Source organism: Neobacillus niacini, assembly GCF_031457145.1.
Classification (GTDB): Bacteria; Bacillota; Bacilli; order Bacillales; family Cytobacillaceae; genus Neobacillus; species Neobacillus niacini_J.
On sequence record NZ_JAVDVZ010000012.1, the window covers coordinates 90,233 to 114,540 of the forward strand.

Genomic DNA, 24,308 nt, shown 5'->3' on the forward strand with positions numbered 1-24,308 from the left:
GCGACACGTACGGAATGACAGAAAAACATCTTTCCTTTCTGATTAGTCCGTAGTGCTGCCGCCCGAAGTAAATCTCTTATTCTTTTAAACTACATTTTTAAAACACTCATTTCTAAAGAAAAACCACAGCCTTAAGACTGTCATTCTGTAAAAAATGGTCCATATCATTGCTTGAAGGTATCGTGTTGATTCCTTGAAAGTTAAGCAATCATTAAAGCAAAATGTCTTAATTAAAAGAATTAATAAAAGAGTTTGACAATTCAAAAATATCTATGTATTATGTATAATGTACAATGTATACATAATACATAGGAGTGAAACAAAATCGATAAGCTAAATGTAAATCCAATTAAACTCCAGACAACAAAGGAAATTGTTTATGACGAGATTAAAAATGCCATTTTCAACGGGAACATTAAAAAGGATGAGATTATTACCGAAATGATCCTTGCTCAGTCTTTTAATACTTCACGTACTCCTGTGCGAGAGGCGGTAGGTGACTTATTGAAAGACGGTCTATTAGTAGCTGTTCCTAGGAAAGGGTTAAAGGTTCGGGAAATTACGCCGAGCGAAAAGGAACAAATTATTTTTCTCAGGGTTTCAATTGAAACGGAAGGATTGAGAAGAGTTATTCCAAGTATTACTGCTAATCAAATTCAATTTTTAAGGGAAGTAATTGAGCAGCAGAAAACGGCTATGGAGAAAAACGATCGTATTGAATTTATCGAATTGGACCAGAAATTCCATAGAAAAATTCTTTACTTTGCTGAACAGCACTTGTTAGGAGACATCTTGTTAAATTTATACAATTTAACAAGATTAATAGGGCACAAGGCATTAGCCAAAAATGGCCGTATGGAGGAGGTCATAGAAGAACATTTGCGAATTGTAGAAGCTTTGAAACTAAAGGATGTTAAACAAGCAACAGAGTTAATGGAAGAACACTTGGTTCAGACAAAGGAATCCATTGACATTGTCGAAGGTAAGTGAAATTTTTTAATAATCGTTTGAAAGCATTATCAAACATAGGGGGAGAAAAAATGAAAACAATGAAAACAATGAAAGCAATGAACTCAATATTATTACCATTGACAGTTAACAACGTACAAAAGGAAATCAAGGTCAAGCATGTTTATTGCATTGGTTACGCAGGACGAAATATTGAAAAAACAATGGAGCACATCGTTGAACTTGAAAAAATTGGGGTTCCTAGACCAACTGAAGTTCCTACCCTTTATCCAGTTCGTAGAAACAGCCTTAGTCAGACTGAGGAGATTGAAGTACTTGGCGATAAAACAAGTGGTGAAGCCGAAATTGTTTTAGTATTTGGAGATACTGCAGAGGAAGTATACATAACCGTTGGAAGTGACCATACAGATCGTTCATTGGAAACAATTGATATTAATCAATCTAAGCAAATTTGTGATAAACCCCTAGCTCAAGTGGCTTGGAATATCAATGATGTTATTGATCATTGGGACGACCTAATTTTAACATCTCAAGTGTATTTAGATGGTGAGTGGCAAAATTACCAAGAAGCAAAGATTAACGAAATTATCCCTTTGAATGAAATAAAAGGGTTCCTAAATAAAAAAGAAATAACCTTACAAAATACCGTTGTATTCTCAGGAACTGTACCGTTATTGGAAGGTTTTAAATACGGTTCCAAATTCAAAATGGCATTTATAGATAAGGTCCGAAACAATGAAATACATGCTGAATATGCAATTACACGATTGGATTCGGAGGAATAAAAGTATGAAAATTTCAATCTATCAAATGGAAATTATTCCAGGAAATCCATTAGAAAACTTTAAAAAAGTCGAAGAATGGTTGGAAAAGGAAATAAAGAATTCTGCGCCGGATGTGATTGTCCTGCCAGAAATGTGGACAACTTCCTATACATTGGAGGATATTCACATTCTTGCTGATGATAATGGGAAGGCGACTGTGCCATTTCTTCAGACGTTGGCTAAAACATTTAATATCAATATTATCGGAGGCTCTTTTGCCAATAAAGTTAATGGAAAAGTATATAACACAGCAGTTGTTATAAATCGACAGGGAGAAGTCGTTTACCAATATGACAAGGTTCACTTAGTGCCAATGTTAAACGAGCCGGAATATTTAACAGGCGGACAAAAGGTACCTGAGGTATTTGAGCTTGATGGTATCAAGATGGGACTAATCATTTGCTACGACCTTCGTTTTTCAGAAATTATCCGTCCGCTTGCTTTGGAAGGTGCAGAAGTATTATTTATCATTGCAGAATGGCCGATTGCCCGTCTGAAACATTGGAAAAATATCCAAATTACTCGGGCTATTGAAAATCAGATGTTCGTTGTATCATGCAACAATGTCGGCACGTATAAAGAAGTTACCTATGGCGGTAGCTCCATGGTCGTAAATCCTTGGGGAGATACTTTAATAGAAGGATCGACTACTGAAGAGGAAACCCTAACGACTTCAATTAAGGTTGAGGAAACAGTAGCAATTCGAGAAAAAGTACCTGTGCTCACAAGTCGGGTACCGCATTTATATAAACAAGGGTTATAAGGAGAAAATCAATCAGATAAACGGGGGAGAAATGTTTATGAGTAATCTTGCTGAAAAGAATGTTCAAAACGGTCATATTGATCACGGTAAGCAACAAAAACTTGCCGGTATCTCGAGTGTTTTAGGGTCAACAATAGAATGGTATGATTTCTTCCTTTATGGAACTATGGCTGCCATTATTTTTCCACAATTATTTTTTCCGATGCATGATCCATATGTTGCTACATTATTAACGTTTTCAACTTATGCGATTGGATATATTGCTAGGCCGTTAGGTGGAATATTTTTTGGGCATTTAGGTGATAAAATTGGTAGAAAAGTATCTTTAATCGCTACCTTAATCATCATGGGGATAACGACTGTTCTTATCGGTTTACTACCTGGCTTTGCAAGTATTGGGTTATGGGCACCTGTATTAGTCACAATCCTTAGATTTATTCAAGGGATTGCGATTGGAGGGGAATGGCCAGGATCTGTTCTCATTTCTATGGAGTGGGGAACAAAAAATAATCGAGGTTTTATGGCCACATTGCCTCAAATTGGCGTGCCGCTTGGATTAATACTAGGAACTGCAGTCACATCCCTTTTTATTATGATTTCAGGCGATAGCTTCCAAACATGGGGTTGGAGAGTACCATTTATTCTAAGTTTAGCTTTAGTTATTCTTGGGTTACTCATTCGAATGAATTTAATGGAAACGCCTTCATTCCAAAAGGTTCTTAATGAAAAAGAAATGCCGAAGTTGCCATTTGTTTCTGTTATAAAAGATTATCCTAAACAAGTAGTTTCGGGCGTATTTGCAAATGTAAGTAGCGATATTGCTTTTGGAGTATTTGCTTTTTATACGACAACGTATGGAATCACACATCTAGGACTAGATAAATCAATTTTCGTTAACGCGACATTAGTAGGGGCAATGATCGCTGTTGTATCTATTTTTGTCACTGGATATGTTAGTGATAAAATAAGTCCTAAAAAAATTCTCGGATTTGGTAATATACTACTTATTCTATGGGCTTTACCATTTTTCTACTTATTGAATACGAAAAGCACAGGCTTAATTTTCCTAGCAATAATTGTTGCATTTATCATTCATTCTACAATGTGGGCACCATTAGCCCCAGTAATCGCTTCGAGTTTTCCAGCGCATCTCAGGTACAGCGGCTCAGCTATCACATTCATGCTAAGGAGCGTTATTGGTGGAGGATTTGCTCCTTTGATTTCTACTCTTCTTCTTCATAAATTTGAGAGCGGTTACGCGATTAGTGCATATATAATTTTAGCGGCAATAATAGCGCTATTTGCACTCAGATATGTGGATATTAAATATCATAAAGCAGATTGATGTTCCAATTGTTAGGATAGACGATAACCGTCTATCCTGTTTTTATTAAAGAATGTAATATTGAAACCTTATTTTTCAATACTCTCACTTCAGTATTGAAAAAGAGCACTTCGTAGAATACGATAAATGTACCAACAAAAGGGGGGCTATGATGACGGTATATGCAAGCATTTCTCTCATGCTTGCATTTGGTGTGTTGATTATAGCACTGCTGTCATTCGGACAAGGAATTCTAGTTCCTACGGATATCATTACAGAGCCTTATCCAATTATCTCAGCTGTCCCAGAAAGAACAAAAATACGTTTTGACCGCCGTACCCTGCTTGGTGAAAAGGATGATGATTTTGGATAATATTAGCGAAGTATTGTGCAATGCTGGTATCAAAAACTTTAAACTTTAAGTCAGCGTAAGTGAGTTGACTGCTTATACTGGCGAAAAATATACGAGAAAAGTGTCGTTAGCACCTCTTCCCCATTATTTAAGGCGATGAATGATGGCACTAAGACGGTTTTAGGTGAGGAGCCTGTTGTAACTACATGGACCTGCTGCACAAATGGTTCAGAGACTTCTGGTCATCGTAATATCCCGACAATTGGTATGGGACCAGGTTCAATTTTGCAAGGACATATTGTTGATGAATATATTGAAATCGAACAGATAAATAAGGTTACTGATATTTATTTAGAGTTTTTAAAGAATTGGTCTCCAGCGGATTTGATCTAAGAAGTACAATTAGCAAGTTAATATAGGATTGAAAAAGAGTTTACTGTTAGAATAATATAAATACAGTAAACTCTTTTTCTGTATTATACAGATGAATAAGTAAAAGATATTAGGGGGTTACATGATTTGAATAGCATTAAAATAGTATATGGCGGTGTTTGTCAAGTAAGTTTTTACATTTAACTCAACTTTCGCAGAGTGAAATTACTAATTTGCTGTAGCATCTACTTATCGGAAGATACTCCTATTTTGACATGTTTCTTCTATTATATAGTGACCATTTTAAAGTCTTCCAGATGAAGATGTACGTCGCTGTATATCTCTAGGAATGGAAAGTAAACGTATCAACAGTGCCGAAGAATACTTATTCAGAGGCCATTCGTAAACACTTTGAAGAAGAGCCTGATAGCCTAGATCCACGCACTTTAATGACATCTCCGGTATTAATAACTATACATTGACTGATGTTCCCTATCTTGATCTTGATAAAATCCGCAATATTTCTTCATTTCATAACGGCCAATAAGGTATTGAGAGCATTCAGTGCGGCTATTTAAATATTCGTTGAGCACCTTTTTTGCCATCAGTTAAAGTAATACGGTCATAAATATGATTTTTTTGTGGTATACCGGTAGTGACTCTAACAAGTCCAATTAAGAAATCGCCAACCGGGTCAATATCATTTCCACCATCGATAAAGGGTTTATTATTCTCTAGAAAATTGTTAAATAGTTCTTTTTTTATACTCCCTTTATCCATGGAGATGAATACAAAATCAGCAAAAAGGGATATAGGATTGTTACCATGACTTAAAATTTCGGCAAGGCATCAACAGCATCCGCCAAATCACTATACGAATCCTTCAAATATCTACTTGTTGTTGCAATATTGCTGTGACCGGCCAATCTTCGCACTTTTTCAATATCATTATTCGTAGCTTTTAGCATCCACTTACAAAACGTGTGCCGGATAATCTCCCGGGTCTTGACTCGGGAGATTGTGTTACTAGTCGAAGCTGAAGGCAATAATGAAAGCTCGAACGTTAATAGAAAGGCTCAGAGTCGACTCTGAACCTTTCTTTCTGATTTCGCTCCATCCTAAACCTTTCCTTGAAGGAGGGAGTGTCCGCCTGAGGTGGAAAGTGTCCACGGGCGGTGACAGGCACCCCTAATTATTTTGCATGACCGATTTAAGCGATAAAATCTCCCTTGCCTCCTCAGGCGTAGCAAGCTCTTTTCCTACTTCCTTTACCAATCTTTTTGCTTGTTCCACAAATTCAACATTGGATTTCGCCAGTACCCCTTTTTGAATAAAGATATTGTCCTCCATCCCTACTCGCAAATGGCCGCCCAATGCCAATGTTGTCATCATAATCGGAACACTCATTCTTCCTACTCCAAATGCACTCCAGGTTGTATTTTCCGGAAGTAATCCCTTTAAAAAGACTAAATTCTCAACCGTAGCTGCTATTCCGCCAGGTGCTCCAAGGACAAATTGAACATGCAGCGGTTCCTTAAGAATTCCCTTTTTTACATAGTACAGGGCATTATACAGCATCCCCGCATCAAATACTTCGATCTCTGGTTTCACATTGACCTTTAACATCTCGCTTCCTAAACGCTCTAAAAATTTAGGATTGTTATCAAAAACGGTTTCGTGTCTCCAGTTCATTGTCCCTGCATCAAAGGTCGCCAATTCGGGAAGCAATTCAACAAATGGACGAATGCGGTCATCTTCGTTTAATCCTATACCGCCTGAGGAAGTAAGATTAATCACGATATCGCATCGCTCTCGAATTAACGCGACGGTTTCTCTGAATTTTTCTATATTCATAGAAGGTGTTCCATCATTCTCACGAACATGAATATGGGCAATCGCAGCTCCTGCCTGATAACATTTGAACACTTCATCCGCTATTTCTTGTGGGGATTGAGCTAAGTAGGGGGTATCTTCTCTCCTGGTGACCGCACCTGTAGTGGCAACCGTTAGGATTACTTTATTTCTCAAATGGTCCATGCTCAACATTAACACTCCTTCTTATTAATCTAAAATTGCAACTGCCCTCACCCATCCGGCGCTGGCATTCTTAATTTTCACTGGAAAACAAGAAACTTTAAATCCGCAACGTGGTAGTTTATCTAAATTTGTTAGTTTTTCAATTTGGCAATAGGCCTTTTCAATTCCTGCAAAATGACCTTCCCAAATCAGGCTTTTATCATGAGTCCTAGCAAAATCCTCCGCAATGAAGCCGAGTGGACGATCCCAACTCCAGGCATCGGTTCCCATTGTGCGAATTCCTTGATTGATCAGCCATAAGGTGACTTCTCGACCCATTCCGCAACCTGTTGTTAAATACTCCTTTGTGCCCCACTTTTTAGAAGCACCTGTGTGGATTAATACGATATCGCCCTTTTTTAAGGTATAATTGATTTTCTCGAAATACAGTTTAAAATCCTCTATAGTTGTGGCATACCCATCAGGTTTATCTGAAAAATCTACGACCACACCATCACCATAAAACCAATCTAACGGAACCTCATCAATGGTCCATGACCTCTCACCACTATTCATCGTTGGGTGGTAATGCCAAGGGGCATCGACATGTGTTCCGGAGTGTGTTGTAAGCTTTACATTTTCTAGTGCCCAAGCCAAACCATTTGGAAGGTCGTCCTTCGTTGCCTCAGGGAAAAAACTTAACATATAATCGATTTGATCTTCATGACTTTGATAATCAATTTCGGGAATCATTTTAGGTGGATCAGACGGAAGATTACTTTCAATCGCAACACTTAGATCGATAATTTTCATATAGAACCTCCTTTCTACTACTTTAGAGGAAAATAGGAACCTTGTTTTTGGAAAATTGGGTTCGGGTACTAGTCTGATTCCCATTAGCATGATTTTTCAGGCTCAACGGTAACCAAGGGGCTCGTTTGATTCCCGCTAGCATGATTTTTCTGGCTCAACGGTAACCAAAAGCCTCGTTTGATTCCCGTTAACATAATTTTTCAGGCTCAACGGTAACCAAAAAGCTCGTTTGATTCCCGTTAACATAGTTTTTCTGGCTCAACGGTAACCAAAAGCCTCGTTTGATTCCCGTTAGCATAATTTTTCAGGCTCAACGGTAACCAAAAGGCTCGTCTAATCCCGCTCCCATGTTTTTTCGCGTTCAACGGTAACCAAAGTGTTTGTAAATTTCGGACATTATTGAAAGCAACAAAACCTTAGAAATGCCTATGTAAAGGAGGAATTCATTTATGTAATAATTCCGAGGTGTCTGCAAGAATTCCTCTTTTTTAGAGATTACTAGTTTTCTAGCGTTTCTTTTTGAAGAATTGGTTCTGTCATCTTTTTCAATGCTTGGCCAAAGGTAGCGGATGGATTAATGTTCGGGTCGAGTTTGCCTTCCCAGTCAAGTTTCTCCCATTCCACTAAATTAACAGAAGTTTCAACGACCAATTTAGACCGTTCAATTCTTTGCTCCATAAACTTAGCTAGTAATCTATCAATATCCTTCTCACGAGCAACTAGATCGGCTAATACCACGGCATCTTCAATCGCAAGTGCTGCACCTTGTCCCAATTGTGGCGGCGATGAGTGGACAGCATCACCTATAAGCAATACACGCCCTCTGTACCAAGGTGACGGCATTAAAATTTCCTCGTATGGTCGGTAAACTACTTGCTTTGGATCGACAATCTTTTCCCGTAGCTCTGCCACCATACCGCCAAATTCTTTTAATCGATCGCGCATTAACTCGTGCAATTGATCCTCCGGCATGTGAGCATCACGTGCCTCTGGAGAAACCGCTGTAAGATAGATCGAATCCGGACCCATAGGGACGATGACCGCTTTATTTTTTTCACCGTAAACAAGTCCACCCCATTCAAGGCCTTCTGGTTTCGCCATTGGGTATCTCCAACCGCCCTGCCCAACAAAATTAGGCTGGTATTCGTTACCAAACACCTTGCTTCTAACCTGTGACCGAACCCCATCTGCACCAATGACTAAATCGTATTCACCGGAAGTACCCTCTGTAGATTCTACATACACACAATCCTCACGATTCTCTATTTTTGAAAAAGTAATGCCCATTTTAACGGTTGCACCGTATTTAATGGAATTATCGAGTAAAATTTGATGCAAATCTCTGCGGGAAATTCCATTATTCGCTGGATAGTTGTCCGCCCTAGGAGTTGGTACCTCAGTTAAAACATCGCCCTTGGCATTATAAAATCGCCACCCTGGGAATTCGCAGCCCTTAGCTAAACATTCATCCGCCACTCCTAATACGCCTAATTCCCTTAATTGATTCGACGCTTGAATAATTCCCACTCCATAAACATTCCACTCACTGTTTTTTTCCCATACTTCTGTTTGGACACCCTTTTTTTGTAAAGCAATGGCAGTCGATAAACCGCCAATCCCGCCGCCAACAATTAGAACCTTTTTAATTTCTCCCACAATAACATCCCCTTTTTTTACGGAATATTCAAAACCCTTTAGGCAGACCGGAACTGAACAATTATTTACTGCTGACTAACTCGCTCTTTGGAAGTTTCGCATTAAGCTGCTGCTGAATCCAATCAAACAACGGAAAGGCTTGCGTTAGATTATCCGATTGACAGTGAGCTGCACCTGTTTGATCAGGTGTCACAATGTTTAATACTTTTTCACAGGTTAATGCATTGTAGACACGGTATGCTTGGTCAACATTAGCTTGTTTATCCTCTTCACCATGAAGAACATAGGTAGGACATGTTATTTTTTCAGCTACGCCGCGTAAGTTGTAGTTCTTCAATTTTTCTCGTGCCTCAGACATACTTTCTACACCCATTACATGTAGTAAAATATTGGCTAACGGATGATCATCTGCTCTAGTTTTCCACATATCGTTATAATCATAGACTGCGCTATAGATTCCACAAGCCTTAAATCTTGGTTCGAATGCAGCGATTCGAGCAGCCATATATCCGCCCATCGACCAAGCCATGATCGCCATTCGGTCCGAATCAATAGCTGGATGGTTCTCAGCCCAATCCGCCACAGCAGAACCTGCCACTTCAAAATCATAGCGAGAAGCAATATGGTTTAATCGTAAGGCAGCACCCTGCCCTGGGCCATCCACGGCAATCAGTCCCAAACCACGGTCGTATAGACTTTGAGATAAAGCAAAATAAATTTCCTCAGCGGTAGAATCAAGTCCTCCGAACATCACGACAACAGGCGATTTTTCTGCTTGAGGACCACGGCAGAAATAACCCGGTAAAAAGGAATCCTCATAAGGGATTTCAATGATTTCAGGAGGGTTTTCCATCAATTTTGCCCCTTTTCGAAACACTTCAATTCCCTTTACATACGTATCCATTTTCCTTGGGTCATCCGGCTGAAGGAAAAATTCACCGAGACGAGTATAATTTGAAGCACGTAAGAAATGAGTACGCGCTGTGACAAGATTTCCTTGATCAAATGCCTCATGTCCTTGAGCTAACACCCTGTCCCCTAATCTCGTCCATTCGGTGTACCAGCTATCATAATCTCCAAGCTTAATTCGTTCAGCCGCCTGTAAACATTCACTAAAATTACTGCCGCCAAAATTAGAATGTCCAATGATTCGTACTAACTGATACGACCACATATAGCTTTCTGGCCAATAATGCCACATATTATATAACGCATCCTTCCTAGTAGGTTCTTAATTTATATGTTTAGCTGTATTTTAAACTTCCATCTGGGTTAAATAGATTAAAGGAAGACCAGGCATCATTTGGGTTTTCAGACACTTTCCACTTTTTTGGACCCCAATCAGGTGCAAAGACTAAATGTGCTCCAGCGTAAAGTTCGATTCGATTTCCACCTGGCTCGATTGCATAAAGGTTTAGTCCTTCCGCAACCGCATGTTTACCTGGGCCGGATTCAATTTCAAAACCGTGCTCGCGGATGGTATCGGCAGCGTTTAGTAATTCTTCTCTACTCTCAACCGCAAAGCATACATGATGGAATCCACCTTTAAATCCCGCATTAATAAACGCAATATCGTGGGAAAGGTTTGACACAGACATCCAAGCGCCAATCTCATCACCAAAGTCTGAATAAATCCCCTCATTGTAACGAATCCCTAAATCTTGATAGAATAAACGATCCACAGTTGTATTATCCGTTAGTACCGTAACGTGGTCTAAGCGACGTACCCCAATTCCACGGCGCACTTGCTTTTGCGGGCGGTTTTTCCAAACGCTCTCTTTTCCTTCAGGTGCCTGATACCATTCAACATCCCAAAACACCTCAGATAAGTGACCTCCAGGAGTGATAAATTGATAGGCTTTACCGTGCCCCAAATCCCCTTCAATCCAGCCTTTTCCTAGTTCTGTCCGCTCAAGGTGCTGAACAACATTCTGCAATGCACCTTCACTGTCAGCTCTCCAGCCGATATGACCCAATCCAGGACCAGCAGCTTCTGTGATTTTTAAAGAATGGTGAAAGTAGTCTCCCCAAGCTCGTAAATAGACAGACTGTCCCCGTCTAGTAGTCTCTTCTAGTCCCCATACTTCCTTTAAATAATTAACGGTTTCCTCAGGTTTAGGAGATAGCAATTCTACGTGAGCCAACTGCGATAAAAAATGTGGATTTACCATTATTCGTCACTCCTTAGGTTTTATAATTTCCAAAAAAAAATCACCATTTTTTAAAAAGTGAAATTCCTCATTAGAATGTCAACGCTTTCAAAAATGATGAATAGAATAACAGTTGTTTTGTTAATAGTTAACATGACAACTGTTTGAGATTATTCTATCAACAGGTGAATTGTTGTGTCAATATAAAAATTTAAATATTATGAATATTTCACATCCATTCTTGCGGCAAATTTACAAGAATGAAACATTTCTATAAGATAAGATAGTAGTATGAGAACGAACCATTAAAGGAGAAACACAGAGTGGAAAAAAGCTTACTTGACTCATCCGTTGGTTATTTACTAAATAGAACAGCCTTAAATTTAAATAATTTGTTTGCCCGAAGATTAAAGGACTACAATATAACGCCTGAACAATTTGTGTTAATATCACGATTAGTGGAGGAAGAAGGCATCACCCAAAAAGAACTGGCCTTACGCTCTGAAAAAGATCCTCCTGGTATTACCAGAATGTTAGACAACATGCTGGCAAAAGGATTAATCACAAAACAACCTAACGACAGACGCTCCCTCGCGATTTTTTTAACGGAAGAAGCCCGGACGATCTATAAAGACCTTTTAATCATTGAACATCAAACCATGAAGGATATTATAAACGGGATGACAGAGGAACAAATTCATTGTCTTAAAACCTTGTTAATACAGATTAAGGGAAACATTGGGAAATCGGATTGAGTTTTTGCTTAATTTAGTGGGGCATGCATAGGGAAGATCCTTCATGAGGACTGCTTTTTCTATTTTTTATTGATTTTGGTCACCATGGAGCCTTCATGGTGACCACTTTTCCTATTTTTCTTTGACTTTGGTCACCATGGACCTGAAAAAAGGCTGGGGATTGGAACGTTTTTACATGACTCTCTTTTCGACATTATCCTCGCAACAAAGGTCGCAAAAAACTATTCGTGGCAAGCATGAAAGGGAATCTAATTAAACGTTTAGTTAATAGCGATTCCACTAATCAATCAATTGATTAAATTGCGGCTAAACCCTTATAGAAGGTGGATTTCAGCCTTTTTTCTTATAAAAAAATTGTCGATAGAAATAAATGACCTTTTTTAGAAAAGACCAAGAGAGCCAGGCAACAGCCTGGCTCTAGTAATACTATAGGGTAATCAATCCAAAATAGAACTAACTTTTTAAGCTCTTCGGCCTTCTTTGATAAAACCGATGTTTATTTTTCAAAGGCAATTTCACCACGGCAGAGAGTTAGTAATACTTCCCCTTGACGGTCAATGAGAAAAATATCTGCATCTTTTCCTTCTTTAATGGAGCCTTTTCGATCGAAAACGCCTAATTCTTTTGCTGGGTTGACAGATGTCATTTGGATCATCTCTTGAATCGTGGCATTCGTCCATTTTTGCATATTGCGTCGTCCCTCAGATAGCTTTAGAACACTTCCTGCTAATGATCCAGTTGGAAGAACAGCACGTCCATCTTCCACAATGACATCCTGTCCGCCTAAATCATACGTACCATTTTTCAAGCATTTCGCTCTCATGGAGTCCGTAATTAATACAACTTTTTCAGGACCCTTTACCTGAAAGGCTAATTTGAGCATTTCTGGGTGACTATGAATACCATCCGCAATCAATTCAACCATTAATTCGTTGTGCAACAGCGCACCGCCTAAAGCACCTGGCTCACGATGATGAAGAGGACTCATCCCGTTATATAAATGGGTAACATGCGATACACCCTTTTCAACCGCTTCCTTCACTTGTTCAAAGCTTGCACTCGTATGACCCATGGAAGCAATAACATCGGTTTCAACCAAATGACGCGTTAGCGCTAGATCCCCATCTAGTTCTGGTGCCAATGTCACTAATTTAATGCTGTTGTTTGATAGGTTTTGCCATTTTTTAAATAATTCTACATTTGGTTCAAGGATATAATCTTCATTTTGGGCACCCTTTTTTTCTTTATTAATAAAAGGTCCTTCTAAATGGATACCAATAATCTCGGCCTGGCCCGGGATGTTTTCAGCAAAAATAAATTCACCAGCATTCGTTAATGCTTTTTCAATACTTTCTTTCGGGCTCGTGGTCGTCGTAGCCAAAAATGAAGTTGTCCCTTCAGCAGGCAGTAGTCTTGCCATGGTTTCAAGGGCGTTTGGTGTTCCGTCCATTACATCACTTCCACCAGCCCCGTGAATATGTACATCAATCATTCCTGGAATTACCCATTCTGCTTGTTCACAATTGATGACCCTATCAGCATGTTCGAGAGATGGACAGTTTTCCATATCACCAACAGCCTCGATGTTATTACCTTTAATCACTAAATACCCATTTTCAATCACATTCGTTTCAGCAGCAATGCGGGCATGAATAAGGACAATTGTTTTCATATAATCACTCCATATTTTATAAAATTTAAATAAAAAAACGGGCAAAGCTCCGCCCGATTTTTAAACAAATATGTACTCAGCATTCATCTTACTCAATCATGTTTTCAGACTTGAATGCTAAGAATGCAGCCCCCATGATACTCGCATCATTTTTTAAAACGGCTGCTTCTATTGAAGTAGTAGATTGATAGATGGTCATCACTTTATTCTCAAACGTTTTTCGAATATCATTGATTAATCGATCACCGTTTTCAATAATGCCGCCGCCGATAATAATACTTTCAGGGTTGATAAAATGAGCAATGGTCACAAGCCCACTAACGATATAGTCAATGAATCTTTGATAACAAGTGATCGCAATCGGATCATTTTGAGATAGCCTTAACATATATTCCTCACCTGAAATTGCCTTACCATCAAGTGATTCCTTTTGGTAATCTCTCAATAATGCTGAAGTGGAAGCATATTGCTCGTAACAGCCCGCTGCTCCACAGCCGCACAATCTACCCTCTTGCTCAATGATCATGTGTCCTAATTCTCCTGCAAATCCATTGTTTCCTTTTATTAATTTCCCATCAATGACCACAGCCCCGCCGATGCCCGTTCCTAACGTTAATAAGACGAAATTCTCTTTTCCTACAGCACTGCCTTTCCACATCTCTCCCAGACCAGCGCAACGAACATCATTTTCTACGTAAACGGGAAGGGATAACCTCTCAGACAATTGCTTTTCAATCGTAAAACCGGTATAACCAGGAATATTAGCCGAAAGCAACACTTGACCGTTCTTAATGATGCCGCATGAGGAGATTCCGATAGCGGCTATAGTCCCCCGTAATTGATACTGTGAAACCATTTGTTGGATTTCAGCTAGTAAATTGGTTTGTGCTTCAACTTTTGGAGTAGGTAATTTACCTTTTTCGATTATTTCTCCATCCTGATTAATCAACGCATGCTTCACAAAAGTCCCGCCAATATCAAACACGGCTACATTCACTATTGGTAACCTCCTTTCTCACACGTTCAATTTGAATCTCATTCAGTAGTGTCTCAACCTGCTCAAGTTCCACATTTCCAGTCTGTGGATTTATCGCATTACTTACACCGCAGGCACATCCATATCGAAGTGCTTCTGGCCAACTTTTCCCATTTGAAAGAGCATACGTAACGCCTGCTAATAGACTATCACCCGATCCAACGGGGTAAGCCTTTTTTAAAGGAGTAACATTCGCCTTCCAAACTTCCTTATCACTTACTAATAAAGCTCCCTTTGCCCCTAAAGATACAAGAACATTGGCTGCACCTTTTTCCATCATATCCTTGGCAGCATCAATAATATCTTCCTCGGAATCTATCGCGGTACCACTAAATAGCTCTAATTCTTCTAAATTTGGCTTTACAAAAAGAGGCTTTGCCTTCAATGACTGATTTAGCACTTCTCCACTAGTATCCAGATAGACAGGTACGTTCTTTTTATTAAAAATTTGTATTAACTCTTGATAATACGTATGAGGAACTCCTCTTGGGAGGCTGCCAGAAATAACACCCGCAGTCATCCCATCACCAAGTGCCTCCACAACTTCCTTAAGCTTTTCCTGCTCTTCCGCTGATATCTCTGGTCCTGCTTCTAACACTTCAAATGGCTGGAATTCTTCCGGGCCGCTGAAGGACAAACAAATCCTCGTATCACCTTGAACCTCAACAAAATGTTGTTGTATTCCGTGATTCATTAAACTATCTTGAATCCACTGTCCATTATATCCCCCAGAAAAACCAGTACAGACAACATCATTTCCGAGTTTTTTTAATACCCTTGCAACATTTAATCCTTTTCCGCCCGCGGTTCTCTCTACCCTCGTAACCCTTTGGACCCCCGGTTTAAGAGGGGAATCCATAAAGTATTGTGTATCAATAGAGGGATTTAATGTTACAACCAATATCTTAGGGCTCATTACCCCATTCTCCCATTACTTTTACACATGATAATTTTTTGTTCTACCACTTGTTTGAGCTCATCGATACCCGGCTTAAAATAATGACGAGGATCATTTGCATTAGGATTCTCATTTAGATAGGTTCGAAGACCATGAACAAAAGCATTTTTCAATTCGGTTGCGATATTCACCTTACAAATTCCTAGATCAATCGTCTTTTGCACAAGTGCTTCAGGTAATCCTGATGCCCCGTGGAGGACGAGAGGAATGGAGACTTCTTTTGCAATCGCTTCTAATCTCTCAATATCAATTTTCGGTTCTCCATCATATAAACCGTGAGCCGTTCCAATGGCTACAGCAAGGGAATCAATTTCTGTCCGGTCCACAAATTCAGCAGCTTGAAACGGGTTTGTGAATTTAGAATCCTTCTCATCTACTACAAGATCATCTTCGATTCCGCCTAAACGTCCAAGTTCTGCCTCAACAGCGACATCATATTTTTTTGCAAATGTTGTCACTTTCCTTGTTATTTCAATGTTTTTTTCAAAATCATGGTGCGAGGCATCAATCATCACGGATTCTGCCCCTTTCTCAATTAAGGCAAAAATATCGTCTACACTCTCATGGTGATCTAAGTGAAGAAATACAGGAACGTTATACTCCTTTTGAGCCACCTTCACAAGGTTAACGAGAAAATTGTCACCCATATAACGAACGGTTCCAGGTGTAGCTGCAAGAAGCACTGGTGATTGAAGCTTTTCTGCCGTTTCCATCACAGCTTTTAGAATTTCTAAATTGTGGATATTAAAAGCTGGAATCGCATATCGTCTCTGTTTGGCATCTTTAAATAATTCTTTAGCACTTATGGTTTGCATGATCATCAGTTTGATCCCCTTTCACTTGTAAGACGATTTTCAATTGGGTAAATGGTAACTCCCTTAACCACTCGATTTACCTGGCCGCTAGGGGAAGGATTATCGGGTGCTATTCCTAATAATAGTGATTTTTCAAGGGCAAGCTTTTGTGCCACCATGACCATTGGGAAGGCCAAATACACATCATTTGGTGCATCATAATTCAAATTAACAAGGTGATCACTATACTGTGCAGCTTCCTCATCTTCTCTATGAGAAACAGCGATTATTTTTCCACGATTCGTTTCATGATACAACTCTTCCAATATCGATATATCGTACTTACGGGTATGGGGATTACTAGATAACAAGACAACCGTAAGTGTTTCCTCATTCATAATCGATTTCGGACCATGTCGATAGCCTAAGGATGTATCGAAAAATGTAGCTACTTTTCCTGCAGCCAGTTCAAGTGATTTAAGTGCTGCTTCACGTGCTAACCCTTGAAATACACCAGAACCTAAGTAAACAAGTCGATTATATGAATTCTGTGCGATTTGTTGGACATGATTTGTTAGCTTCCGTTCTACTTCTTCACCAGCTTGAACCAATGCTTCGATTCGTTCTTCTTGCTTATCAATTTCTTTATCAAATAATAAAAATGCCGTTAACATCATCGTGGTAAAACTGCTCGTCATAGCAAAACCTTTATCATTTGATCCTTCAGGCATGTTTAGCACTAAATTACGTTCCCCATCTATCTTCGCTAACTTACCTTCCGGATTACATGTAATGATAATATGATAAATATCCTTTACCAGCTGAGAGGCCAAGTCAATTGTTGCTACGCTCTCAGGACTGTTACCTGACCGGCCAAAAGAGATTAATACCGTAGGAATATCTTCGAAAAAATACTCTAAAGGATTGGATACAAGATTGGTGGTCGCAATACTTTCCACGGTCACTTTATCCTTTGGTTCAATGACCTTAAGAACATGCGGCAGCAATGTATCACCCACAAACGCCGACGTTCCCGCACCTGTAAAAATCACTCGAACCCTAGCATGTGCTGTATAAATCTTTTCTAAATACTGTTGGATTTTCTCTCGATGCGTATGAAAATATTGATACGCTTCCTTCCACAATCTCGGCTGATGCGCGATTTCTTTTACTGTATTTCCCCCCCCTAAAATGGAGTGGTTACGATCTGTAGTTGTACTCAAAAAACTCATCCTCTCATAATGTCATCATTACCAGATAGCGTAAATGTATGGTACTTTTCCATACATTTACGATTTATTGGTTGGATTTAATTCAATTGAATACGAGAATTTATCTCCTCTCGCATAAGATACAGTATATTCAACGACTGTATGATTTTCATACGTGGACCGTTCAATCCTCAGACTTGGAATGGACTCTGGTACATGTAAGATATCCATTACTTCTTTCTCTATTAAGACAGCGTGAAATCGTTCATGAGCCTTTGTAATCTGCACTCTGTAGTCTTTACTAAAAATTTCATACATCGGTAAATCTTCTAAACGCTCTTTCGTAAAGTTCGGAAACCTTTTCGTTGGCAGATAGGAAGTTTCATACATCATTGGTTCCAGGTCTGCTAAACGAAGTCGTGTAATCATATAAACTTCTTCACCTTTTTCAAGATGTAATTTCGATGCAATTTCAGTATTACAAGCAACCTTTTCAAAACCAAGTACCTGTGAAGAAGGTGTTTTACCAAGGTTCTTCATTTCATTTGTAAAGCTATAAAAGTTAACAAGGCTTTGATCATAAACTTTCGGTGCAACAAAACTACCTTTGCCATGCTTCGTAACAATGTATCCATTTTGTTCTAATAATTGCATGGTCTTTCGAACAGTAGTACGGCTCATTTGATAATGATCGCACAGCTCTCTTTCAGAGGGTAACTGATGGTGCTCTGGCCATGAATTATCTTCTATTTTTTTTACCAGCATTTCCAACAGTTGATAATACAGTGGCAGTCGAACATCGTGAGTCATAAATACAAATCCCTCTTTCATTTAATCAATCATTTTATTCACATTTTATCATTTCAATTAAGGAAGCGATACCAACGTCCGATGATTTTCAATAAATTCATTAAAATCAACCGTCTTCCCCGTTTTTCTAGATTCTTCAGCGGCAAATACAATTAAATGACTATCCACTGAAACAGATGGAGAAGATAAACTATCCGTAATTCCATTTGCTACACGATAGACAAAGTCTTCCATAATACTTGTATCCGCACCCATATGACCTCCATCCATGGTCATTGGCGTTACTGTTTCTGTTTTTCCATTGAAGTAAGATACAAGGATTTCATTTTTCGTATCATCACCCTCAATGGTCCCTTTTGTCCCCATAATTTTAAACTGACGACAATTATTTGCTGTAAATCCAGACATCGTAAAGGCGACTGTAATATCTTTGTCAAAAAGTAAATTCACGGTTTGATGGTCGACTACATCATTGTCTGAGCGCCACACACAACGGCCATATGGTCCTTCTTGAATGGCTTTCAACCGGCTATCGATATCAGAATGAGCCGTTATTGTATTTGCTGGCCATTCGTCCCTTTCATGCAAATACCATTTAACTGCCGAATATGGACATTGTTTTTCTATTGCACAATCCACACAGCGGTCTCCCGATCCTTCCGGTGCGTTTTCTTCCTTGAAATAGGATAATTGACCAAACGACGATACTTTTTGGCACTTTTCGCCAATCAACCACTGAAGCATATCCATGTCATGACATGATTTCTGTAAGAGCATCGAGCTGGATGTTTCTTCTTTTCCCCAATTCCCACGAATAAAGCTGTGAGCTTGACGATAATAGCCAACATTTTCAATCCATTGGATAGACATGATGTCTCCTATTACCTTTTTATCTAAAATCTGCTTCAGCTCTTGATAAAATGGGGCATAACGTAATACGTGACAAACACTTAGCAAAACACCTTTTTCTTCTGCTGCTTCCGCAATCGCTAGTGCTTCACTTGGTTTAGGGGACATTGGTTTCTCTAAGAGGATGTTGTACCCCTTATCAATCGCCTCCATGACGGGTTCATAATGCATTTGATCTGGTGTACAAATCAGGATCGCATCACAAAATTTGTCTTGAGCTAATAATTTTTTCCAATCATCAAAACATTGATTCTCTTCAATGCTATGAGCTTTAGCAAACTTGTTACGTTTTTTTTCGTCCGGGTCAGCTACAGCTACAAATGAAATTTCATTCGGATACTTTAAAGCATAAGTACCGTATGAATAATATCCTCTACCACCAGCTCCAATTAGTGCTGCTGTTATCATGTAAAAACCCCCTTATTTTCCACCTGTAAGTGCAATACCTTCAATAAACTGCTTTTGTAAGAACATAAATACAACCAACATCGGGATCATCGCTAAAAACGAACCTGCCATTAATACCGGATAGTTTGTCGCATACTGTCCTTGTAAAGAAGCTAATCCAACCGATAAAACCATTGATTCTGGCGAGCTATTCACAATTAACGGCCACATGAAATTGTTCCACGCGAACAGCGCTGTATAGATACCAAGGGCAATGAGACCTGGTTTTGCTAGCGGGAGCATAATTTTCCAAAAGATTTGGAAATGGTTACAGCCATCTAAACGTGCTGCTTCTTCTAGTTCTTTTGGTAAACCCATAAAGAACTGGCGCAAGAGAAACGTCCCAAAAGCACTAAACAACCCGGGTATAATAATCGCTGGCAATGTATTAAGTAATCCTAAATTCGCCATAATTTCATACTGAGGTAATAAAAACACCTGACTAGGCACCATTAATACAGAAAGGACGAGTAAGAATAAAACATTCCTGCCGGGAAACTCGATTCGAGCAAACGCATAAGACGCTAATGAACAGAATACTAATTGTCCAACCGTGATTCCAATCGTGACAATGAACGTATTCTTTGCGAAAGTTAAAAACGGCAGTAATTCAAATACTTCTACATAATTACTCCAATTAAATGATGTTGGAAACAACAATGGAGGTACTTGAACGGACTCTGCATATGTCTTAAATGTTGTAAGGATCATCCAAACAAAAGGGGCAAGCATGGATATCGAGCCTATGATCAGTAATAGATGGACAAGATATTTCCCCTTATTGGAACTAACTTCCATTTCATTTCCCTCCTTAATCGTAATGAACCCATTTTTTTTGTAACTTCATTTGTATTGCTGTAATTAAGAGAATAATCACGAGCAATAATGTAGTGATAGCTGAAGCATAACCCTTATCACCTAATACAAATGCATGTTGATAAAAGAGGTAGACAATTGATTGAGTCTTATCAATGGCAATACTCTTATCGCTGACAATCATAAAAATTAAATCAAACACTTGAAAGGCATGAATAAACGATATAATTGATACAAAAAAGATGATTGGTGAAAGTAATGGTAACGTAATACTAAAAAAGGTTCGGTAGGGACCAGCACCATCGATTAACGCGGCTTCATAATACGTTTTAGAGATTCCCTGCAAACCGGATAAGAAGATGATCATGTTGTAACCAATACCACCCCAAATTGCAACCACAATAACAGCATAAAGGGCGAATTTAGGATCTGATACCCAATTTGGTCCTTGAATACCAATCTTGGATAAAAGGAAATTAATTAGCCCATAATCACCGTTATACAACCATTTCCAGACCATCGCAATGGCTGCTGGCATCGTGATAACCGGCAAGAAATAAATCGTACGATAAATGGATTTGCCTTTAATCTTTTGATTTAGCAATACTGCTACAAGGAAATCGTTAATCCAATCATAACGGGCGCGATCATGAGGTATCCCCAAAAATAATCAGACCGTTTTCTTGATTTTCCATAAGATGTTGCTTTAGTTTTCCTCGCTTTGTTTATTTTCCCCATCTCTTGGATTTCGGTCATAGACTTGCTCATACTGTCACCTCACTTAATTGAATGGAAGGTCAAGCACTACACACTTGTACCTTCCTTGTATTTTACTTATTCAAAATTTTATCAGCTGAAGCTGCTAGTTCTTTTGCCGCATCCTCAACGCTTATTTCTCCACTAAATGCTTTCTTTAAAATGTTTGTTTCTTCTGCCCATAATGCACTGGTTTGTTCAATATTCGGTAATGGGTGTGAATATTCTAATGCGTCAATAAAGACCTGTAAGTTCATGGTAGGTACTGATTCTAACCACGCCTCCTGCATACCATTTAATGCCGGAATAACCGTACCTGTTTCGGCAAATACCTGTGCTGCGTCTTTAGATCCAAGGTACTTAACAAATGTCCATGCAGCCTCTTGGTTTTTTGTTTTAGCTGAAATGACATTCGCTAATCCGTGAATCGTAACGGCACGCTCTTTTCCTTGTGGCAATGGCGCTACATCTAAATCTGGATTGTCTTTAAAAACAGCTACCCTCCATGAACCGTCAAACGTCATAGCCAATTTACCAGACATAAACATGTCCGTAGAACGAGTTTCTGTTAACTGTGCATAAGTAGGTGATGCTCCTTCTTCGGTGAAACTATACCAATACTCTAACGCTTCAATCACTGCTGGATCAGCAAAACCGGTGCTCTTACCATCTTTAGTGATGATTTCCCCGCCGTTTTGCCAAATAAGATCATAGTAGGAACCTTGATTTTTCAATTCAGCTGCAATGCCATAAATTCCAGCCTCTTTGTTTGTTAGTTTGACGGCAGCTTCTTTTAAATCTTCCCAAGTCCATGTCTCATCAGGATAAGGAACACCGGCCTCGTCAAATATTTTTTTGTTATAAAATAGTCCTGTTGTATCAAAGTCTTTTGGAACGCCATAAATATCATCATTAATGGTGTATAGGGATGTCAGTGTTTCTGGATAATTGGACATCTCAAATTTATCTTTTTTAACAAGGTCAGTTAATGGTAAAAGCGCTTTACCATTTGCGAAGCGAGCCACATTCGGACCATTCATCCAAAATACGTCAGGCATTGCCCCACCATTGGCAGCGGTTTCAAGTTTTTGAAAATATTGCTCACGAGGTGTTAATTCGATTTCCACCTTAATCGTTGGGTTTGCTTTCTCGAAATTCTCAATAATTTTTTCAACTGCTGGTACTTGATCCTTATTCCACATCCCATATTTTAGAGTAACGTTTTCCCCAGCTTTTTTTTCTCCACCTGAATTACCACATGCCGCCAACACAATCATTGTAATTAGTAGCATTAAAAAACCAATACTCTTTTTCATCCTTGTTCCTCCCTTAATCATGTTCAACAAATAATGATGTCATTACCAGTTTACCACCGGATAAAGAATGATGGTATTGCCAGAATACCGATGACAAGTAATGTTGTCATTACCAGTTGAATTAATTTCATTATAACACATAAAAAAACGCTTTCAATACTTTTTTTCATAATTATTTATCTACTAAATTGGCTGCCCAATCCAGTGCCTATTAGGTGGAAATCCCGCTCATGAGGACTGCTTTTCCTATTTATCTTTGAATTAGGGCTTCATGGGGGCTTTCATGAGGAACATTTTTTCTATTTATCTTTGAATCTGGGCTTCATGGGGGCTTCTTACCTAAATATGTAGTTGCTCAACCTGCTAATTTTATTCGTTTTTTATCTGCCTAATCCATTTGTTTATCTGCCTAATTAATTTCAGTGGGCCCAAAATCTAAAAAGCCTGGCGAACATTCGCCAGGCTTAACCGGTGAGTGACAGTGCGCCCCTACCGAGCATGCATAGTGTTAGGATGTGACCCTCTACGTCGATTGCGATTAAGTTCATTGATTTGGTTCATTTCATTGGAAGTTAGTTCGAAATCAAATACATGAAAGTTTTCTTCGATTCTTGATGGGGTAACAGATTTTGGAATGGCAATAGTATTATTTTGCAAATGCCAGCGCAACACCACTTGTGCTGGAGATTTTCCGTGCGCCTGAGCAATCTCTTTAATAACTTCATCTTGCAGCACATCTCCACCTTGCTCTAGAGGACTCCATGCTTCAACAAAGATATTATGTTTGGCACAAAACTCTTTTATCTCATTTTGAGCAAGATAAGGGTGACACTCAATCTGATTCAATACCGGCACGACTTCACATTCTTTTAAAATTCGCTCCAAGTGTTCAATTTCAAAGTTACACACCCCAATGGCCTTCACTCGACCATCATGATAAAGCTTTTCTAACGCTTTATAGGTATCCACATATTGATCAAAATCAGGAGTTGGCCAGTGAATCAAATATAAATCAACATAATCAAGACCTAATCTCTCCAAGCTTTCTTCGAATGCACGAATCGTACGATCATATCCCTGATCGCTATTCCAAACTTTGGTGGTAATAAATAACTCTTCACGAGGAATGGAAGATTCAGCAATCGCCTTCCCAACGCCCTTTTCATTTTTATAAATCATTGCCGTATCAATAGAGGTGTAACCACCCTTGAGTGCGACGGCAACCGCCTCAGCTGCTTGATCACTCTCCACTTGCCAAACGCCAAATCCCAACTGCGGCATTTTTAAACCATTATTCAGAGTTACAAAATTCATGGTACCTTTCTCCTTTTCCAATCAATATGTATTTTTCTTTAAACGTTGTTAATTAACTTCATCCCAAAGGTTAAGATCTCATAATTATTTTTTAAAATAAAACCATAATTATTTTTATGGTCGATCACGATATCACCGTCCAGATGGCTAATCACCAGTGGGTCTATTAAGATTGAAATTTCACCGGCCTTAAATACCTCTTCATTTTTCATCTGCTCGACCTGAGCAAGTTCGTACATATAGGTGGCACCTCAACCCGTTGTTCGGATTTCATT

At 39.0% G+C, this 24,308-nt stretch carries 25 protein-coding genes and 2 pseudogenes; 7 read left to right on the forward strand and 20 right to left on the reverse strand.

Annotated features, from left to right (window positions below):
- The first annotated feature begins 372 nt into the window (after positions 1–372).
- The 6 genes from J2Y03_RS22415 (at position 373) to J2Y03_RS22440 (ending at position 4,625) form a co-directional block, all read left to right on the forward strand.
- Positions 373–990: a GntR family transcriptional regulator gene (locus J2Y03_RS22415; protein ID WP_310198680.1), complete on the forward strand. Its 618-nt coding sequence runs from the start codon at positions 373–375 to the stop codon at positions 988–990.
- 50 nt (positions 991–1,040) lie between these two features.
- Positions 1,041–1,754, forward strand: coding sequence for a DUF2848 family protein (locus J2Y03_RS22420; protein WP_310198518.1), 714 nt, complete (start codon positions 1,041–1,043; stop codon positions 1,752–1,754).
- 4 nt (positions 1,755–1,758) lie between these two features.
- The gene (locus tag J2Y03_RS22425) at positions 1,759–2,556 is read left to right on the forward strand and encodes a carbon-nitrogen family hydrolase (protein WP_310198520.1); all 798 of its coding nucleotides are present in this window, start codon (positions 1,759–1,761) and stop codon (positions 2,554–2,556) included.
- A gap of 37 nt (positions 2,557–2,593) precedes the next feature.
- Positions 2,594–3,901: an MFS transporter gene (locus J2Y03_RS22430; protein ID WP_310198523.1), complete on the forward strand. Its 1,308-nt coding sequence runs from the start codon at positions 2,594–2,596 to the stop codon at positions 3,899–3,901.
- Between the two features lie 151 nt (positions 3,902–4,052).
- Entirely contained in the window at positions 4,053–4,253 is a 201-nt protein-coding gene (locus tag J2Y03_RS22435) for a putative holin-like toxin (RefSeq protein WP_310198525.1), read from the forward strand.
- Positions 4,254–4,340: 87 nt separating this feature from the next.
- Complete coding sequence (locus J2Y03_RS22440; RefSeq protein WP_310198683.1) at positions 4,341–4,625, forward strand: M20/M25/M40 family metallo-hydrolase; 285 nt, start codon at positions 4,341–4,343, stop codon at positions 4,623–4,625.
- 549 nt (positions 4,626–5,174) lie between these two features.
- On the opposite strand, the gene J2Y03_RS22445 is transcribed toward J2Y03_RS22440, so the two are convergent.
- The 7 genes and pseudogenes from J2Y03_RS22445 to J2Y03_RS22475 form a co-directional block, all read right to left on the reverse strand.
- Positions 5,175–5,384 carry a hypothetical protein gene (locus tag J2Y03_RS22445; protein WP_310198528.1) on the reverse strand — a complete coding sequence of 70 codons (210 nt, stop codon included), beginning with the start codon at positions 5,382–5,384 and terminating at the stop codon, positions 5,175–5,177.
- 50 nt (positions 5,385–5,434) lie between these two features.
- A pseudogene (locus tag J2Y03_RS22450) lies at positions 5,435–5,608 on the reverse strand (tyrosine-type recombinase/integrase); the annotation flags it as partial.
- Between the two features lie 184 nt (positions 5,609–5,792).
- Positions 5,793–6,641 carry a 3-keto-5-aminohexanoate cleavage protein gene (locus J2Y03_RS22455; RefSeq protein ID WP_396954248.1) on the reverse strand — a complete coding sequence of 283 codons (849 nt, stop codon included), beginning with the start codon at positions 6,639–6,641 and terminating at the stop codon, positions 5,793–5,795.
- 24 nt (positions 6,642–6,665) lie between these two features.
- Positions 6,666–7,433, reverse strand: a complete 768-nt coding sequence (locus J2Y03_RS22460) for a cyclase family protein (protein ID WP_310198535.1) — start codon at positions 7,431–7,433, stop codon at positions 6,666–6,668.
- Between the two features lie 498 nt (positions 7,434–7,931).
- Positions 7,932–9,089 (reverse strand): FAD-dependent monooxygenase, encoded by a 1,158-nt coding sequence (locus tag J2Y03_RS22465; protein WP_310198538.1) that lies wholly within the window; start codon positions 9,087–9,089, stop codon positions 7,932–7,934.
- Between the two features lie 61 nt (positions 9,090–9,150).
- Positions 9,151–10,290, reverse strand: coding sequence for an alpha/beta hydrolase family protein (locus tag J2Y03_RS22470; RefSeq protein WP_132096330.1), 1,140 nt, complete (start codon positions 10,288–10,290; stop codon positions 9,151–9,153).
- A gap of 43 nt (positions 10,291–10,333) precedes the next feature.
- Positions 10,334–11,260 carry a VOC family protein gene (locus J2Y03_RS22475; RefSeq protein WP_310198540.1) on the reverse strand — a complete coding sequence of 309 codons (927 nt, stop codon included), beginning with the start codon at positions 11,258–11,260 and terminating at the stop codon, positions 10,334–10,336.
- Positions 11,261–11,562: 302 nt separating this feature from the next.
- Here J2Y03_RS22475 and J2Y03_RS22480 point away from each other — a divergent pair, with 302 nt between their 5' ends.
- On the forward strand, positions 11,563–11,994 hold the full coding sequence (locus J2Y03_RS22480; RefSeq protein ID WP_310198541.1) for a MarR family winged helix-turn-helix transcriptional regulator: 432 nt from the start codon (positions 11,563–11,565) through the stop codon (positions 11,992–11,994).
- Positions 11,995–12,490: 496 nt separating this feature from the next.
- Here J2Y03_RS22480 and nagA read toward each other — a convergent pair whose 3' ends face one another.
- The 13 genes and pseudogenes from nagA to J2Y03_RS22540 all read right to left on the reverse strand — a co-directional run bounded on the left by nagA (position 12,491) and on the right by J2Y03_RS22540 (position 24,272).
- Positions 12,491–13,666 carry an N-acetylglucosamine-6-phosphate deacetylase gene (gene nagA, locus J2Y03_RS22485; protein ID WP_310198544.1) on the reverse strand — a complete coding sequence of 392 codons (1,176 nt, stop codon included), beginning with the start codon at positions 13,664–13,666 and terminating at the stop codon, positions 12,491–12,493.
- Positions 13,667–13,754: 88 nt separating this feature from the next.
- Entirely contained in the window at positions 13,755–14,663 is a 909-nt protein-coding gene (locus J2Y03_RS22490; protein ID WP_310198546.1) for an ROK family protein, read from the reverse strand.
- Entirely contained in the window at positions 14,644–15,618 is a 975-nt protein-coding gene (pfkB, locus tag J2Y03_RS22495) for a 1-phosphofructokinase (RefSeq protein ID WP_310198550.1), read from the reverse strand. The genes J2Y03_RS22490 and pfkB overlap by 20 nt, the downstream gene beginning before the upstream one ends.
- Complete coding sequence (gatY, locus tag J2Y03_RS22500; RefSeq protein ID WP_310198552.1) at positions 15,618–16,481, reverse strand: tagatose-bisphosphate aldolase subunit GatY; 864 nt, start codon at positions 16,479–16,481, stop codon at positions 15,618–15,620. Before gatY ends, pfkB begins: the two co-directional genes overlap by 1 nt.
- The gene (locus J2Y03_RS22505) at positions 16,481–17,677 is read right to left on the reverse strand and encodes an SIS domain-containing protein (RefSeq protein WP_310198555.1); all 1,197 of its coding nucleotides are present in this window, start codon (positions 17,675–17,677) and stop codon (positions 16,481–16,483) included. Before J2Y03_RS22505 ends, gatY begins: the two co-directional genes overlap by 1 nt.
- A 66-nt stretch (positions 17,678–17,743) precedes the next feature.
- Positions 17,744–18,475 (reverse strand): GntR family transcriptional regulator, encoded by a 732-nt coding sequence (locus J2Y03_RS22510; RefSeq protein WP_310198557.1) that lies wholly within the window; start codon positions 18,473–18,475, stop codon positions 17,744–17,746.
- A 57-nt stretch (positions 18,476–18,532) separates the two neighbouring features.
- A complete protein-coding gene (locus J2Y03_RS22515) occupies positions 18,533–19,792 on the reverse strand; it encodes a Gfo/Idh/MocA family protein (RefSeq protein ID WP_310198559.1) in 1,260 nt (419 codons plus the stop codon).
- Between the two features lie 12 nt (positions 19,793–19,804).
- A complete protein-coding gene (locus tag J2Y03_RS22520; protein WP_310198562.1) occupies positions 19,805–20,629 on the reverse strand; it encodes a carbohydrate ABC transporter permease in 825 nt (274 codons plus the stop codon).
- 13 nt (positions 20,630–20,642) lie between these two features.
- Positions 20,643–21,263 (reverse strand): annotated as a pseudogene (locus J2Y03_RS22525) (carbohydrate ABC transporter permease); the annotation flags it as partial.
- On the reverse strand, positions 21,257–21,415 hold the full coding sequence (locus tag J2Y03_RS28985; RefSeq protein ID WP_396954249.1) for a hypothetical protein: 159 nt from the start codon (positions 21,413–21,415) through the stop codon (positions 21,257–21,259). The gene J2Y03_RS28985 and the pseudogene J2Y03_RS22525, both read right to left, overlap by 7 nt.
- A 62-nt stretch (positions 21,416–21,477) precedes the next feature.
- Entirely contained in the window at positions 21,478–22,719 is a 1,242-nt protein-coding gene (locus J2Y03_RS22530; protein ID WP_310198565.1) for an ABC transporter substrate-binding protein, read from the reverse strand.
- Positions 22,720–23,208: 489 nt separating this feature from the next.
- Entirely contained in the window at positions 23,209–24,033 is an 825-nt protein-coding gene (locus J2Y03_RS22535; protein ID WP_310198568.1) for an aldo/keto reductase, read from the reverse strand.
- A 38-nt stretch (positions 24,034–24,071) separates the two neighbouring features.
- Complete coding sequence (locus tag J2Y03_RS22540; RefSeq protein WP_310198569.1) at positions 24,072–24,272, reverse strand: hypothetical protein; 201 nt, start codon at positions 24,270–24,272, stop codon at positions 24,072–24,074.
- Positions 24,273–24,308: the final 36 nt, after the last annotated feature.

What these genes read in the sequence shown, in the direction of transcription:
- J2Y03_RS22420 (WP_310198518.1), top strand. Translation starts at nt 1,041, where the DNA reads ATGAAAACAATGAAAACAATGAAAGCAATGAACTCAATATTATTACCA.
- J2Y03_RS22425 (WP_310198520.1), top strand. Translation starts at nt 1,759, where the DNA reads ATGAAAATTTCAATCTATCAAATGGAAATTATTCCAGGAAATCCATTA.
- J2Y03_RS22430 (WP_310198523.1), top strand. Translation starts at nt 2,594, where the DNA reads ATGAGTAATCTTGCTGAAAAGAATGTTCAAAACGGTCATATTGATCAC.
- J2Y03_RS22435 (WP_310198525.1), top strand. Translation starts at nt 4,053, where the DNA reads ATGACGGTATATGCAAGCATTTCTCTCATGCTTGCATTTGGTGTGTTG.
- J2Y03_RS22445 (WP_310198528.1), bottom strand. Translation starts at nt 5,384, where the DNA reads ATGGATAAAGGGAGTATAAAAAAAGAACTATTTAACAATTTTCTAGAG.
- J2Y03_RS22455 (WP_396954248.1), bottom strand. Translation starts at nt 6,641, where the DNA reads ATGGACCATTTGAGAAATAAAGTAATCCTAACGGTTGCCACTACAGGT.
- J2Y03_RS22460 (WP_310198535.1), bottom strand. Translation starts at nt 7,433, where the DNA reads ATGAAAATTATCGATCTAAGTGTTGCGATTGAAAGTAATCTTCCGTCT.
- J2Y03_RS22470 (WP_132096330.1), bottom strand. Translation starts at nt 10,290, where the DNA reads ATGTGGCATTATTGGCCAGAAAGCTATATGTGGTCGTATCAGTTAGTA.
- J2Y03_RS22475 (WP_310198540.1), bottom strand. Translation starts at nt 11,260, where the DNA reads ATGGTAAATCCACATTTTTTATCGCAGTTGGCTCACGTAGAATTGCTA.
- nagA (WP_310198544.1), bottom strand. Translation starts at nt 13,666, where the DNA reads ATGAAAACAATTGTCCTTATTCATGCCCGCATTGCTGCTGAAACGAAT.
- pfkB (WP_310198550.1), bottom strand. Translation starts at nt 15,618, where the DNA reads ATGAGCCCTAAGATATTGGTTGTAACATTAAATCCCTCTATTGATACA.
- gatY (WP_310198552.1), bottom strand. Translation starts at nt 16,481, where the DNA reads ATGATCATGCAAACCATAAGTGCTAAAGAATTATTTAAAGATGCCAAA.
- J2Y03_RS22510 (WP_310198557.1), bottom strand. Translation starts at nt 18,475, where the DNA reads ATGACTCACGATGTTCGACTGCCACTGTATTATCAACTGTTGGAAATG.
- J2Y03_RS22515 (WP_310198559.1), bottom strand. Translation starts at nt 19,792, where the DNA reads ATGATAACAGCAGCACTAATTGGAGCTGGTGGTAGAGGATATTATTCA.
- J2Y03_RS22520 (WP_310198562.1), bottom strand. Translation starts at nt 20,629, where the DNA reads ATGGAAGTTAGTTCCAATAAGGGGAAATATCTTGTCCATCTATTACTG.
- J2Y03_RS28985 (WP_396954249.1), bottom strand. Translation starts at nt 21,415, where the DNA reads ATGAGCAAGTCTATGACCGAAATCCAAGAGATGGGGAAAATAAACAAA.
- J2Y03_RS22530 (WP_310198565.1), bottom strand. Translation starts at nt 22,719, where the DNA reads ATGAAAAAGAGTATTGGTTTTTTAATGCTACTAATTACAATGATTGTG.
- J2Y03_RS22535 (WP_310198568.1), bottom strand. Translation starts at nt 24,033, where the DNA reads ATGAATTTTGTAACTCTGAATAATGGTTTAAAAATGCCGCAGTTGGGA.
- J2Y03_RS22540 (WP_310198569.1), bottom strand. Translation starts at nt 24,272, where the DNA reads ATGTACGAACTTGCTCAGGTCGAGCAGATGAAAAATGAAGAGGTATTT.